Annotated in this window: 12 protein-coding genes; 10 read left to right on the top strand and 2 right to left on the bottom strand. The window is 62.5% G+C overall.

Annotation, left to right across the window (positions count from 1 at the left end):
* Positions 1-9: 9 nt before the first annotated feature.
* Positions 10-708 carry a pirin family protein gene (locus tag BMX92_RS10220; RefSeq protein WP_093015977.1) on the bottom strand — a complete coding sequence of 233 codons (699 nt, stop codon included), beginning with the start codon at positions 706-708 and terminating at the stop codon, positions 10-12.
* A 116-nt stretch (positions 709-824) separates the two neighbouring features.
* Between BMX92_RS10220 and BMX92_RS10215 the strand changes: the two genes are divergently transcribed.
* The gene (locus BMX92_RS10215; protein WP_093015974.1) at positions 825-1754 is read left to right on the top strand and encodes a LysR family transcriptional regulator; all 930 of its coding nucleotides are present in this window, start codon (positions 825-827) and stop codon (positions 1752-1754) included.
* 38 nt (positions 1755-1792) lie between these two features.
* On the opposite strand, the gene katG is transcribed toward BMX92_RS10215, so the two are convergent.
* Complete coding sequence (katG, locus tag BMX92_RS10210) at positions 1793-3988, bottom strand: catalase/peroxidase HPI (RefSeq protein WP_093015971.1); 2196 nt, start codon at positions 3986-3988, stop codon at positions 1793-1795.
* A gap of 322 nt (positions 3989-4310) precedes the next feature.
* Here katG and BMX92_RS10205 point away from each other — a divergent pair, with 322 nt between their 5' ends.
* The 9 genes from BMX92_RS10205 (at position 4311) to BMX92_RS10165 (ending at position 15008) form a co-directional block, all read left to right on the top strand.
* Positions 4311-6008: a thiamine pyrophosphate-binding protein gene (locus BMX92_RS10205; RefSeq protein ID WP_093015968.1), complete on the top strand. Its 1698-nt coding sequence runs from the start codon at positions 4311-4313 to the stop codon at positions 6006-6008.
* A gap of 58 nt (positions 6009-6066) precedes the next feature.
* The gene (locus tag BMX92_RS10200; RefSeq protein ID WP_218145755.1) at positions 6067-7935 is read left to right on the top strand and encodes a hypothetical protein; all 1869 of its coding nucleotides are present in this window, start codon (positions 6067-6069) and stop codon (positions 7933-7935) included.
* A 332-nt stretch (positions 7936-8267) separates the two neighbouring features.
* A complete protein-coding gene (gene phhA / locus BMX92_RS10195; RefSeq protein WP_093015965.1) occupies positions 8268-9134 on the top strand; it encodes a phenylalanine 4-monooxygenase in 867 nt (288 codons plus the stop codon).
* Entirely contained in the window at positions 9131-10333 is a 1203-nt protein-coding gene (locus tag BMX92_RS10190; protein ID WP_093015962.1) for an amino acid aminotransferase, read from the top strand. The genes phhA and BMX92_RS10190 overlap by 4 nt, the downstream gene beginning before the upstream one ends.
* Positions 10334-10348: 15 nt before the next feature.
* Complete coding sequence (gene hppD, locus BMX92_RS10185) at positions 10349-11395, top strand: 4-hydroxyphenylpyruvate dioxygenase (protein ID WP_093015959.1); 1047 nt, start codon at positions 10349-10351, stop codon at positions 11393-11395.
* A complete protein-coding gene (gene hmgA, locus BMX92_RS10180; protein ID WP_093015956.1) occupies positions 11388-12707 on the top strand; it encodes a homogentisate 1,2-dioxygenase in 1320 nt (439 codons plus the stop codon). Before hppD ends, hmgA begins: the two co-directional genes overlap by 8 nt.
* Positions 12704-14005, top strand: coding sequence for a fumarylacetoacetase (fahA, locus tag BMX92_RS10175; RefSeq protein WP_093015953.1), 1302 nt, complete (start codon positions 12704-12706; stop codon positions 14003-14005). Before hmgA ends, fahA begins: the two co-directional genes overlap by 4 nt.
* Positions 14002-14646 carry a maleylacetoacetate isomerase gene (gene maiA / locus BMX92_RS10170; RefSeq protein ID WP_093015950.1) on the top strand — a complete coding sequence of 215 codons (645 nt, stop codon included), beginning with the start codon at positions 14002-14004 and terminating at the stop codon, positions 14644-14646. The genes fahA and maiA overlap by 4 nt, the downstream gene beginning before the upstream one ends.
* Positions 14643-15008 (top strand): Rieske (2Fe-2S) protein, encoded by a 366-nt coding sequence (locus BMX92_RS10165; RefSeq protein ID WP_218145754.1) that lies wholly within the window; start codon positions 14643-14645, stop codon positions 15006-15008. Before maiA ends, BMX92_RS10165 begins: the two co-directional genes overlap by 4 nt.
* The last annotated feature ends 2 nt before the right edge of the window (positions 15009-15010 follow it).

Raw genomic sequence — 15010 nt, 5'->3', positions numbered from 1 at the left:
GCAACTTGATCAGGCCGCGTCGACCAGAACGATCTCGCTATCTTCGATCGCGGTGACGCGGATCACGTCGATGTCGCTGATCGCGGCGCCATCGCGGGCGTTGACGCGGACATCGTCGATCTGGATCGCGCCGGTGGCGGGCACCAGATAGGCCTTGCGATCGCGCCCGATGGGATATTCGGCGCTTTCGCCTGCCTTGAGCGATGCAGCGACGATCCGCGCATCGGTGCGGATGGCCAGCGCGTCATTGTCATTGTCATATCCCGACGCCAGCGTCACGAAATGGCCGGCGCGATCGCCCTTGGGAAAGGGGCGGGCACCCCAACTGGGCGCTTCGCCCTGCCGGGTGGGGATGATCCAGATCTGGAAGATCTTCGTCGTCACATCTTCGCGATTATATTCCGAATGGCGAACGCCGGTGCCCGCGCTCATCACCTGAACGTCGCCCGCTTCGGTACGGCCTTTGTTGCCCAGGCTGTCCTCATGCGTGATCGCGCCTTCGCGCACATAGGTGATGATTTCCATGTCGCGGTGCGGATGCGGCGGGAAGCCCGTGTTCGGCGCAATCGTGTCGTCATTCCAGACGCGCAGATTGCCCCAATGGGTGCGCTTGGGATCATGATAGCCGGCGAAGGAAAAATGATGCTTGGCGTCGAGCCAGCCATGGTTGGCGCCGCCGAGGCTGTCGAAAGGACGAAGTTCGATCATGGTCGTGTCTCCATGCGGGGGCGGAATGCCGCCTCGCGTTGGAACCGTCTTTAGACCTTGCACACTTTCCCGATCAGAGAGATAAAATAGGGCGTTATGTTCGAGGAAATCGAAAAGTGAATAATCCCGGTACGCCGACTTTCGACCAGTTGCGCATATTCCTGACGATCGTCGACACGGGCAGTTTTGCCGCCGCTGGGCGCACGCTCAACCGGGCGGTGTCGGTGATCAGCTATGGCATCGCCAATCTGGAGGCGCAACTGGGCCTGCTGCTGTTCGAGCGGGAAGGGACGCGCAAGCCGCAACTTACCGTCGCCGGTCGCGCGTTGTTGGCGGAAGTGCGTAGCATATCGCATGGCATGGATGGGCTGCGAGCCAAGGTGAAGGGGTTGCTCGACGGGCTGGAGGCGGAGGTCAATATCGCCATCGACGTGATGCTGCCCGCCGACCGGCTGGGCAGGGTGCTGCGCGCCTTTGCACGGGAATTCCCCACGGTGCAATTGCGCCTCCATGCCGAAGCGCTGGGCGCGATCACTGCCATGGTGCTGGACCGGGGCGCGGTGATCGGCATTTCAGGGCCGCTGTCCGCCGGTGTCGAAGGGATTGAAAGCATGGCGGCGGGGCTGGTGCCGATGGTGCCCGTGGCCGCGCCGGACCATCCGCTGGGCCGGATGGACGCGATCGTGCCGGGGGCAGGGCGGGATTATACCCAGTTGGTGCTGACCGACCGGTCGCGCTTCACCGAGGGACGCGACTTTTCCGTCAGCAGCCCCAAGACATGGCGTCTCGCCGATTTGGGCGCGAAGCATGCGCTGCTGCGCGAGGGAATTGGCTGGGGCAACATGCCGCTGCCGATGATCGAGGCCGATCTGGTGGCGGGGACGCTGGTGCAGCTCGTCATGCCCGATCATCCCGGCGGCACCTATCGATTTTCCGGCATATGGCGGCGCGATACACCACCGGGGCCGGCCGCATCGTGGCTGCTCGACCAGTTTGTCGCGCTGGGCCAGGATGATCGCGAAGCAGATGGTATGAGCGACGTCTGATCCGGCTGGCTCGCAACTGCAAGCCAGCCGGTGACGTTTCAGACAAGGTCGAACCGGTCTGCGTTCATGACCTTTACCCAGGCGGCCACGAAGTCACGGACGAACTTTTCACCCGCATCGGACGCGGCATAGACTTCCGACAAGGCGCGCAACTGCGAGTTGGAGCCGAACGCCAGATCGGTGCGGGTCGCGGTCCACTTCTGTTCGCCGCTGGCCCGGTCGGAGCCGACAAACGTCTCGTCCGCTGCATCGTCCACCTGCTTCCAGGCGGTGTTCATGTCGAGCAGATTGACGAAGAAGTCGTTGGTCAATTGCCCGACACGGGTCGTGAAGACGCCGTCCAGAGATCCGCCATGATTGGCCCCCAGCACCCGCAGGCCGCCGACCAGCACTGTCATTTCCGGCGCGGAAAGGCCCAGCAACTGCGCCCGGTCCACCAGCAATTCCTCGGTCGGCACGTTGAAGCGCACCTGGAGATAGTTGCGGAAACCGTCCGCCTTCGGCTCCAGCACTGCGAAGCCATCGACATCGGTCTGGTCTTGCGAGGCATCGGTCCGTCCCGGCGTGAAGGGCACGCTGATAGCATGACCCGCGGCCTTTGCCGCCTGTTCGATGCCGACGCTGCCACCTAGCACGATCAGATCGGCGACCGAGACGCCGGCCTCCGCCGCAATGCCTTCATAGACCGCCAGCACCCGGCCCAGTTCCGCCGGTTCATTGACGTCCCAGTCCTTTTGCGGTGCAAGGCGCAAACGCCCGCCATTGGCGCCGCCGCGATGGTCGGACCCGCGATAGGTCACGGCCGAAGCCCAAGCGGTCTTGACCAGATCGGCCACCGACAGGCCCGACGACGCGATCTTGTCCTTGAGCGCCGCGATATCAGCGGTCACGGCGCCAGTATGCGCCGGGATCGGGTCCTGCCAGATCAGATCTTCCGCCGGCACTTCCGGCCCCAGATAGCGCGCCTTTGGCCCCATGTCGCGATGGCACAGCTTGAACCAGGCGCGGGCGAAGGCGTCGGCGAAATAGGCCGGGTCGGCCCGGAACCGGTCCATGACCTTGCGATAGTCGGGATCGACCTTCATCGCCATGTCGGCCGTGGTCATCATCGTCGGCACCTTAACGCCGGGGGTATGCGCCTTGGGCGCCAGCGTCTCTTCGGGATTGCCGACCGGCTGCCATTGCTTGGCGCCGGCCGGGCTGCGGACCAGTTCATACTCATGGTCGAGCAGCATGTCGAAATAGGTCATGTCCCAGCTAATCGGCGTCGGCGTCCAGGCGCCTTCGATGCCGCTGGTGATCGTATGATCGCCCATGCCGCTTTCATGCCCGCTCTGCCAACCAAGCCCCTGCTGCGCGATGTCCGCGCCCTCAGGCTCTGCGCCGACCAGCGAGGCGTCGCCTGCGCCATGCGCCTTGCCGAAGGTATGGCCACCCGCCGTCAGCGCCGCTGTCTCCTCGTCATTCATGCCCATGCGGGCGAATGTCTCGCGAATGTCGCGGGCCGACTGGAGCGCATCGGGATTGCCACCCGGTCCTTCGGGATTGACGTAGATCAGGCCCATCTGGATCGCGGCCAGCGGGCTTTCCAGCGCCATGTCCTTTTCGGGCTGGATGCGGGTTTCATTGGCTTCGTCGCCAACCCAATTTTCTTCCGTGCCCCAGTAAATGTCCTTTTCCGGCTCGAACACATCAGCGCGGCCACCGCCGAAGCCGAAGACTGGCCCGCCCATGGATTCGATCGCGACATTGCCGGCCAGGATCATCAGGTCCGCCCAGCTCAGCTTCTGGCCATATTTCTGCTTGATCGGCCACAGCAGCCGACGTGCCTTGTCCAGATTGCCATTATCCGGCCAGCTGTTGAGCGGCGCGAAACGCTGCGAGCCGGAGGATGCGCCGCCGCGACCATCACCGGTACGATAGGTACCGGCGCTATGCCAGGCCATGCGGATGAAGAAGGGGCCATAATGGCCATAATCCGCCGGCCACCAGGGCTGGCTGTCCGTCATCAGCGCGGTCAGATCCGCCTTCAGCGCGTCATAGTCGATCGTCTGGAATGCGGCGCGATAGTCGAAATCGGCATCCATCGGATTGCCCGACAGGCCGTTCTGCTGAAGAATGTCGAGCGACAGCTGATTGGGCCACCAGTCACGGTTGGTGCGACCCAGCAGGGTCCGGCGTGCCGCCTTATCCTTCATTGGACAGCCCTGTGCTTCTGTTGTCTTCGCATCCATAGTCGTCACTCCTTGTCTTTCCCTGCATGTCCTTCTAGGCGGCGGCCGGGCGCAAGCCAAACCGGGAATATCGCTCTGTCTGATCGATAGATTGGTGCGACAGGGACCACCCCGATGGAGCCGCGCAGGATGCGCTATTCTCCATTCTGCTCAATCAGGAAGGGGCAAAGACGTTGCCCCGCCCGTATCCGTCCGCGCGGGCGCGGCATTGATCGCTGCAAGCGGACTTTTGATAGCTCGCCAGCGACGCCCTGCCTGTAGACCTCTGGTTCGATAAGTATAGAACGGAGCGGGTAGAGCCGGTGCAGGCGGTGGTTTTCTTATGAGCGTCGACAGCCTGACCGGGGCCGAGGCCGCCGTTCGCACGCTTCAGGCGCATGGCGTGCGCCATATCTTTGGTCTGTGCGGCGACACCAGCCTGCCTTTCTACGATGCCCTGTGCCGGCTGGACCATGGCATGGAGCATGTGCTGACCCGCGACGAGCGAAGCGCGGCCTATATGGCGGATGCCTATGCGCGGGTGACGGGCCGCGTGGGCGTGTGCGAGGGGCCGAGCGGGGGCGGGGCGACCTATATCCTGCCCGGCGTGATCGAGGCGAACGAAAGTTCGGTCGCGCTGCTCTCCATCACCTCCGACGTGCCGGTGACGGCGCGTGGCCGCTATCCGCTGACCGAACTGGACCAGCGCGCTTTGTTTGCGCCGCTGACCAAATGGAATGCCGTGGTCGATCATGTCAGCCAGATTCCGCATATCTTCCGCACCGCCTTTCGCGCGACGACGACGGGGCGGCCGGGGGCGGCGCATATCGGCCTGCCCTATGACCTGCAAAAGCAGATGGTCGACGCGGCGGATGTCTGGGCCGATCCACGCCATGGCTGTTTCCCCGCCTATCGCACCGGCCCGGACCCGGACCTGATCGCAGCGGCGGCTGATGTGATGCTGGCCGCCGGGCGCCCTGCCTTCATCTGCGGCGGCGGGGTCATCCTGTCGGGTGCGTGCGATGTGCTGAGAGAACTGGCCGAGATACTCGATGCGCCCGTCGCCTCCACCGTCAGCGGCCATGGCGTGATTGCCGACGATCATCCGCTGGCCGTGGGCGTGGTCGGCGCCAATGGCGGCACGGACGAAACGCGCGCGGCCATATCAGACGCTGACACCGTGATCTTCGTCGGATGCCGGGCGGGGTCGACCACTACGGAACATGGCACGGTGCCGTCGCGCGGTATGCCGATCGTCCATATCGACATCGATCCTATGGTCGTTTCGGGCAATTACCGGGTCGAGGCGGGGATTGTCGGGGATGCGCTGCTCTGCCTGTCGGCGCTGAAGATCGAGATCGAACGGCGGCTGGCCGTCGCGCGGCTGCATAGCGGCGCGGCGGAACGGCTGGCCGGCCTGAAGGCAGCCAAGCGGGCCAGGTTCGACCGGTTGGCCGCATCGACCGACACGCCGATCCGGCCCGAGCGGGTGCTCGCCGCCTTGCAGGCGGCCTTGCCCGCCGATGCGATCATCGTGGCTGATCCGGGCACGCCCTGTCCCTATTTCTCCGGCCATTATCAGTTCAATTCCACCGGCGGCCGCTTCATCACCAACCGGGCGCATGGCGCGCTCGGCTTCTCGCTCCCGGCCTCGATCGGGGCGCAGATCGGGGCGCCGGACCGCAAGGTCGTGGCGGTGATGGGCGATGGCAGTTTCGGCTTTGCCGTGGGTGAAATGGAAACGATGGTGCGCAAGGGGCTGCCGATCACCATGATCGTCTTTTCCAACGCCTCTTTCGGCTGGATCAAGGCGAGCCAGAAGGATGGCTATGGCGAACGCTATTTTTCGGTCGATTTCACGCGCACGGATCATGCCCGGATTGCGGAGGCCTATGGCGTGAAGGCCTGGACGGTGCGCGATCCGGCCGAACTGGACGGGGTCGTGCGGCAGGCCATGGCCCATTACGGACCCACGCTGATCGACGTGATCGCACAGCCGCTGGAGCAGTCGGCCGTGCCGGTCAGCAAATGGATGGGATGAGGAGGGAGGTCGCCGACAGATGCGATCCGGTTCTATGATGGACTTTATTGGAGCAGGAATGATGAATCGCAGATATTTTATGGGACTGTCGCTGGGCGCACTGGCGGCCGGGGCGGCGCGGGCGGTCGACGTGCCGCTGGGCCGCAAGGGGGTGATGCTGATGAACCGCATCGCGCCGTCCCTTTCGCAACTGATGATCGCCAATCTGGACGGCAGCAACGAACGCAAGCTGCTGGTCGATACGGGCTATGAATATAATGGATCGCTCTCGCCCGACGGACAGTGGCTGTTGTTCACGTCGGAACGGCGTGGTGACGGGCAATCGGATATTTTCCGCGCTCGGCCTGATGGCACCGGCATCGCTCCGGTCGTCACCACCGACAGCATGGATGACGCAGCAGTCCTTTCACCCGACGGGCGCACGCTGGCCTTCGTGTCGACCCGGGACGGCTATCGCGCCAATATCTGGTTGCAGGACCTGTTCACCGGCCGCGTCAGGCAGTTGACCGGCATCGGCGAAGTGCGGGGCACGAAGGATATGCCCGACTGCTATTTCCGCCCGCAATGGTCGCCGGACGGCAAGTGGATCGCCTTTTCCAGCGATCGCAACACGACATGGACCGGCCATGACGGGGGCAGGGGCTGGGAGCATACCCAGGAACTGAGCATCTATGTCATCAAGCCCGATGGCACCGGATTCCGCAAGGTCGCGTCCAAGCCCGGCTATTGCCTCGGTTCGCCCAAATGGTCGCCGGACGGCAAGCGCATCGTCTTTTACGAAATGACGGTCGAGGCGACATGGGGCGCACGCCGGCCCAATTATGTGGGGAAAGCCTATTCGCAGATCGTGTCGGTCGATGTCGCGACCGGCGAGCGGACGGAGCATACGAGCGGCACCGACCTCAAGCTCCAGCCGCAATTTCTGAGCAATAGCGAGATCGGCTATCTGGTGAAATATGGCCCCAATGAAGGGCTGGCCTATACGTCCGATCGCCCCGCAGTGAAACAGACCTTCATCCGTGCGCCGAGTTGGACCCCGGACGGCAAGTCGGTGATCTATGAGAAGGTCGCGTTCAAGCCGGTGCGGCCGCTGTACAAGCCCTTGTTCAGCTGGGACAAGGATTATGACTATCAGCATGTCGATGTCTTCCCGCTGCTGTCGCGGGACGGCTGGATCGTCTTCACCGAAAAGCAGCTGGGCAACAGTTCGGTCTGGGTGATGCGGCCCGATGGGTCGGAGAAGCGCAAGGTCTTCGAATCCAGTGGCAATGGCCTGGACGAAAAGAAGGTGCAGATGGGCCTTGCCGGCGCCTTCCAGCCCTGCTGGTCTCCGGACGGCCAGTGGATCGCCTTTGGCCTGGGCTATTGGTTCGCCGAGCGCGACAAGATGACCGCCGCGCTGTGGCGCGTCCGTCGCGACGGCAGCGGCGCGGAGCAACTGACCGACGGCACGACCCATTCCGGTTTCCCCAGCTACTCGGCCGATGGCAAGGAACTGGTCTATCGCGTCTGGAGCGAGACGGAGAAGGGGCTGCGCGTTCTGAACCTCGACACGCGCAAGACGCGGGTGCTGACGCAGGGGATGGACAATCTCCCCGGCTGGTCGCCCGACGGCAAGCGCATCGTCTTCACCCGCAAGCGCGAGGACGGCAATTTCGATATCTACACGATCAAGCCGGACGGCACCGGCCTGTTTCGCGCGACCACCCATCCGTCGAGCGACGGCCATGCGGTCTGGTCGCCGGACGGGCGGATCATGTGGAGCGGGTCGGAACATGGCTTCCGCGACGAAGCGGCGCTCTATGACCAGACCTTCCAGCAATATGGCCAGATCTATGTGATGAACGCGGACGGATCGAACAAGCGCCTGCTGACCGACAGCAAATGGGAGGATTCGATGCCGCTCTATCTGAGCGATCCGTCCTGATCCTCTGAACGCGGAGAAAGGATTTCAGGCCCCGTTGCACATGGTGTGACGGGGCCTTTTTGCTGCTTTGCTGCGACAGGGAGTGAGACAGGTGTTTACGATTGCGGGACGATATTAAATTTAACATAATGTATATTATCGAGTTATGACTCGGTTTGCCGGAGGGTTGGTGAAACGGCCATACCCTGCTGGAAAAGATCATTGTCGTTTTGCATTGCAGCATGACAATATCATTCCTTTCAATCCATATTTACGATATATTTTCTCATAAAATCCGCCTGTATCCTCCATTATGAGAAGATCATTTGGCGCTTTTGTAAGATAGTCATCCCATGACGGATGCACATATCATGCGGCCCGATGATGCGGCAACGGACTGGACCATCGACCAGGCCTGGGACTCTTACAGCCCGCAGGATCATGCCATGTGGGACCATCTGTTCGCGCGGCAGGCGAAGATGCTGCCCGACCGCGTCGTGCCCGAATTTATCGATGGTCTGGACATCTTGCGGATGACCCGGCCGGGCATCCCGAATTTTGAGGAACTGTCCGAACGGCTGATGAAGGCGACCGGATGGCAGGTCGTGGCCGTGCCGGGTCTGGTGCCCGATCATGTCTTTTTCGAGCATCTGGCCAATCGCCGCTTTGTCGCCGGGCGCTTCATACGGACGCCAGAGCAGATAGATTATCTACAGGAGCCGGATGTTTTCCATGACGTCTTTGGCCATGTGCCGCTGCTCGCCCACCCGGTCTTCGCCGATTATATGCAGGCCTATGGGCGGGGCGGTTTGCGCGCGGATGGGCTGGGCGCGATCGAGAGGCTTGCGCGTCTCTATTGGTACACGGTCGAATTCGGCCTGATCCGGCAGGATGGCGGGCTGAAACTTTATGGCGCCGGCATCGTGTCTTCGCACGGGGAATCCCTGTTCGCGCTGGACGACCCCTCCCCCAACCGGATCGGCTTCGACCTGCGGCGGGTGATGCGGACCCGATATCGGATCGACGATTATCAACAGACCTATTTCATCATCGACAGCTTCGAGGATCTCTTGCGTCAGACCGTGGAAACAGATTTTGCGCCCATCTATGCGCAACTCGCCGATGCGCCCGATTTCGATATCGACACGATCCTGCCGGACGATCGGGTCCATCATCGGGGTACGCAGGCTTATGCCCGGTCGAAGGCGCTGCCGGCATGACCCTGTTTACCGACACGCAGGACGCCCTGTTCGATGCCCTGCAACCGCAGGCGCCTGATGCCCTGCTTGGCCTGATCACGGCGTTCCGGGCCGATCCGCGGCCGGACAAGATCGATCTGGGCGTTGGCGTCTTCCGCGATGACCATGGCGCAACGCCGGTCATGCGGGCGGTGAAAGCGGCCGAGGCGCGGCTTGTGGCCGATCAGCAAAGCAAGGCCTATCTCGGTGCGGAGGGCGACGCACGCTACACGGAATTGCTGGCGGAATTGCTGCTGGGGACCGATGCCACGGATACGGACCGACTCGCTGGCGTGCAGACGCCTGGCGGAACAGGGGCATTGCGATTGGGCGCAGAACTGATCGCCCGCGCCCGGCCGGATGCGCGGGTGTGGATCGGGACGCCGACCTGGCCCAATCATATGCCGATTTTCGGTGCGGCGGGCCTGACTATCCAGCCGCACGCCTTTTACCATCGCGACACCGGCCGGATCGATTTCGACGCGATGATGGCCGACCTGAGCGATGCGATGCCCGGCGATATAGTGTTGCTGCACGGCTGTTGCCATAATCCGACCGGTGCGGGCTTCGGGGCCGATCAGTGGCGGGACATAGCCGCCCTGTGCGAACGGCGCGGTCTGATCCCTTTCATCGACCTGGCCTATCAGGGGCTGGGCGACGGACTGGATGCGGATGCCGCTGCGACCCGGATGATGCTCGCCCGGCTGCCCGAAGCGCTGATCGCCTATAGTTGCGACAAGAATTTCGGCCTGTATCGTGATCGGGTCGGCGCGCTGTGGGTGCAATCCCGGTCCGGCGCCGGGGCCGCTATTGCCAAGGGCAATATGCTGGCGATCGCGCGTGGCCTGTGGTCGATGCCGCCGGATCATGGTGCGGCGGTCGTGCGGGTCATCCTCGACAATCCGGATTTGCGCGCCGACTGGATGGCGGAACTGGACGCCATGCGTATCCGCCTGAACGGCCTGCGGATGGAACTAAGCGCGTGCCATCCGCAACTGGCGCCTATCGCCAGTCAGCGCGGCATGTTCGCGCTGCTGCCGCTCTCCTCCGATCAGGTCATCGCCGCGCGGGAACAACACGGCATCTATATGGCGCAGGACGGGCGGATCAATATTGCGGGGCTGACGATCGATATAATTCCCGCCTTTACGCGCGGGATCGCGCCCTATCTGACTATATAAGAGAGGAATGCAGTCATGCTGGAAGCTCCGTCCAATAACCCATTGGGTCTGAACGGTTTCGAATTTGTAGAATTCACCTCCCCCGATCCGGAGGCGATGGCCCGGCAATTCGAGGAGATGGGGTTCGTCGCCAGCCACCGCCATCCGCGCAAGAATATCACCCGCTACAAGCAGGGACGCATCAACCTGATGCTGAACCGCGACGATGCCGGCCGTGTCGCTGCCTTTCGCGGCGAACATGGTCCGTCGGCAAGTGCCATGGCCTTCCGCGTCGCCGATCCGCAGGCGGCTTTGCAATGGGCGCTGGAGCATGGCGCGGAACGGACCGAGGAAGACGATACCGTCATTCGCGGCATTGGCGGCTCCTATCTCTATTTCATCCGCGACGGCGAAGATCCCTATGCCGACTGGGCGGAATTTCCCGGCTGGCAGGAAGCGGAAGCGCGCAATAGCGTCGGCCTCGACCTGCTCGACCATCTGACCCATAATGTCCGCCGTGGCCAGATGCGGGTGTGGAGCACATTCTACCGCACGCTCTTCGGTTTCGAGGAGCAGAAATATTTCGATATCAAAGGACAGGCGACCGGCCTGTTCAGTCAGGCGATGATCGCGCCGGACAAGGCGATCCGTATTCCGCTGAACGAAAGCCAGGATGACAAGAGCCAGATCGAGGAGTTTATCCGCGAATATCATGGCGAAGGCATTCAGCATCTGGCGCTGACGACGGACAATATCTTCGAGACGGTCGAGAAATTGCGCGCACGCGGCGTGCGCCTTCAGGACACGATCGAGACCTATTATGAACTGGTCGACAAGCGCGTGCCCGGCCATGGCGAGGATCTGGAGCGGCTGCGCCGCAACCGCATCCTGATCGACGGATCGGTCGAGACGGGCGAAGGCATATTGCTCCAGATCTTCACTGAAAATATGTTCGGCCCGATCTTCTTCGAAATTATCCAGCGCAAGGGCAATGAGGGCTTTGGCAATGGCAATTTCCAGGCTTTGTTCGAATCCATCGAACTGGACCAGATCCGGCGTGGCGTGATCACGGTCGATGCCTGAGCAGAACGCCTCGACGCTAAGCGGCTTCGGCAACCATCATGCGAGCGAGGCGATTGCCGGCGCCTTGCCGCAAGGCCGCAATTCGCCCCAGCATGCGCCCTATGGCCTTTATGCCGAACAAATCTCCGGCACGGCCTTTACGGCACCGCGCGCGGAAAATCGGCGAAGCTGGCTGTATCGCATGCGTCCTTCCGCCGCGCATGGGCCGTTTCGTCCCTTCGCGCGCGAAACGCTGATCCGATCCGGGCCGTTTCAAAATGGTCCCGTATCGCCCAACCGGCTGCGCTGGGACAGCCTGTCGCTGCCGGAGGGGCCGATCGATTTTATCGAAGGGCTGACGACCTATGCCGGCAATGGCGACCCTGCCAGCGGAACGGGTTGTGCCATCCATCTCTATGCCGCGACGACGTCGATGGTCGATCGCGCCTTCTTCTGCGCCGATGGGGAATGGCTGATCGTTCCCCAGCAGGGGCGTCTGCGGCTGGTGACGGAACTGGGCGTCCTGCTTATCGGGCCGCTGGAGATCGCCCTTATCCCGTGCGGGATGCGATTCCGGGTCGAATTGCCCGACGGGACGGCACGCGGCTATGTTTGCGAAAATTATGGCGCGCTGTTCCGCCTGCCGGAACTGGGGCCGATCGGTTCCAACGGCCTTGCCAATGCGCGCGATTTTGAGACACCGGGTGCCGCTTTCGAAGATCTGGAAAGACCGTTCGAGATCATCCAGAAATTCCAGGGAAATCTCTGGTCGACGATGATCGATCACAGCCCGTTCGACGTGGTTGCCTGGCATGGAAATCTGGCGCCGATGCGCTATGATCTGCGTCGTTTCAATACGATCGGCACGGTCAGCTATGACCATCCCGACCCGTCGATCTTCACCGTGCTGACATCGCCCAGCGACACGCCCGGCACTGCGAATATCGATTTCGTGATCTTCCCGCCGCGCTGGATGGTGGCGGAGGATACATTTCGCCCGCCCTGGTTCCACCGCAATGTCATGAGCGAATTTATGGGGCTTATTCAGGGCGAATATGATGCCAAGGCGGGCGGCTTCGCGCCTGGCGGCGCATCGCTGCACAATAGCATGTCGGCGCACGGCCCGGACCGCGAGAGCCATGGCCGGGCCGTCGCCGCCGACCTTTCACCGCACAAGATCGAGGATAGCATGGCCTTCATGTTCGAGAGCCGCCATTGTTTCGCGCCGACCCGCTGGGCGATGGACACGCCGTTGCTGCAGAAGGATTATGATGCTTGCTGGCAGGACTTTCCCAAGGCGCAACTGCCGTCTGGCCCGGAGCATGGGGCATGAGTTGGTGGCAGACGGATGAGACGCATGATCCGGCGCTGACAAGCTGGGTGGACAGCGCGAACGGCCATGCCGATTTTCCGATCCAGAATCTGCCCTTCGGTATCTTTTCCCCTGCGGACGGCGGCGCGCGCATCGGTGTTGCGATCGGCGACTATATTCTCGATCTGGCGGCCTGCGCTGAAGAAGGGCTGGTGCCGCAGGCGGTCGCGGACCTTTGTGGAGACAATAGGCTTAATCGGTTGATGGGGGCCTCTGCTGCTGTTCGCACCGATCTGCGCAAGGCACTGTCCGTGCTGCTCTCGGAACCGGCGAAGCGGGGATCGGTCGAAGATAAACTCCACGCTGCGCAGGACTGCACGCTCCACCTACCGGCGGCGATAGGCGACTATAGCGATTTCTATGTCGGCATCCATCATGCCAATAATGTCGGGCGGCAATTCCGTCCGGACAATCCGTTGCTCCCCAATTATAAATATGTGCCGATCGGCTATCATGGCCGGGCTTCCTCGATCCGCCCGTCCGGCGTGCCGCTCGTTCGCCCCAGTGGACAGCGCAAGGCGCCCGATGCCGACAGCCCGGTCTACGCGCCCACGGCCCGGCTCGACTATGAACTGGAAATGGGCGTGTGGATCGGCGCGGGCAATGAACTGGGCTCGCCCATCCCGATCGCGGAGGCCGGGCATCATGTGGCGGGCCTGTGCCTGCTGAACGACTGGTCGGCGCGTGATCTACAAGCGTGGGAATATCAACCGCTTGGGCCGTTTCTTTCAAAAAGTTTCCACAGCAGTATTTCGCCCTGGGTGGTTACGCGCGAGGCGCTGGCGCCTTTCCGCGTCGCCCAGCCTGCGCGGCCGGAAGGCGATCCCGCCCCCCTGCCCTATCTGTTCGATCCCGACGATCAGGCGCATGGTGCTCTTTCCATCTTGCTCGAAGTGCTGATCTCCAGTGAAAAGATGCGGGCGCAAGGCATGGCGCCGTTTCGCCTGAGCCATGGCCCGGCAAGCAATATGTACTGGACCATCAATCAGATCGTGGCCCACCAAACCGCCAATGGCTGCAACCTCAATCCCGGCGATCTGCTGGGCACCGGCACCATTTCAGCGGTGACAAGGGACGGCTTTGGCAGCCTGCTGGAACTGACGCAGGGCGGGCGCGATCCGATCATCCTGCCAAGCGGCGAGCGCCGCACTTTCCTTGAGGATGGCGACGAAATATTGTTGCGGGCGAGCGCATCAGCAGAGGGTTTCGCCTCGATCGGCTTTGGCGCGTGCCGTGCCATTGTTCTGCCCGCGCGATGAGCGAGATGCTTCTCCATGGCTATTGGCGTTCCAGTGCCGCCTATCGGGTGCGGATCGCTCTGAACCTGAAAGGCCTGCTTTATAGGCAGATAACGCATGATCTTCGTACCGGTGCGCAACGGCTGCAAGACTATCTGGCGATAGCGCCCCATGGCCTGGTCCCGGCGATCGAATATGAAGGGCGGAGCATCATCGAGAGCATGGCCATATTGGAATGGCTGGAAGCCCGCTGGCCCGCTCCACCCCTTCTGCCCGCCGATCCGGATGAAGCGGCCATCGTGCGGTCGATGGCAGCTTTGATCGGATGCGACATCCATCCGTTGAACAATCTACGTATTCTCAATGCACTGCGAAGCGATCTTGCTGCTTCCCCGGAACAGGTTGAGGCATGGACGGCGCACTGGATCAGGGACGGTTTCGCAGCGCTGGAAACCCTCATAGTCCAGCACGGCGGCATTTACGCATTCGGCGACAGTCCGACGATGGCGGACTGCTATCTCGTCCCCCAAATCTACAGCGCACGGCGCTTTGGCGTCGACCTGTCGGCTTATCCGCGCCTTGTCGCCGCCGGAGAGGCCGCCGGTCGTCTGCCCGCTGTCATGGCGGCGCATCCTGACAGGCAGCCGGACGCTGATCCGTGAGCGATGCCGTCGCCAGACTGACCGAAACGCCCGCCGGCGTGCAACTCTGCCGGCTCGATACCATGGCTGACCACAGCGCACGCAATTTCGTCCTGCAAATGCGGGCGGGGCGTTTCCATGGCTTTATCGTGCGGTCAGGCGACAGGGTGCATGGTTATGTCGACCGCTGCCCTCATGCCGGATTGCCGCTGGCGCAGCGGCTGGACGAGTATCTGGCGCCTGACGGCCAGTGGATCGCTTGTAGCTGGCACGGTGCGCTGTTCCAGATCGAGGACGGCGCGTGCCGTGCCGGCCCCTGTATGGGCCAGTCGCTGATGTCCTGGCCCGTCGCGGTCAGGGACGAATGGATCGTGACCGCTTAAAC

The sequence above is a fragment of the Sphingobium sp. YR768 genome, from assembly GCF_900111125.1.
In the GTDB taxonomy this organism is placed as follows: Bacteria; Pseudomonadota; Alphaproteobacteria; order Sphingomonadales; family Sphingomonadaceae; genus Sphingobium.
This window is presented reverse-complemented; position numbering and strand designations above follow the sequence as displayed.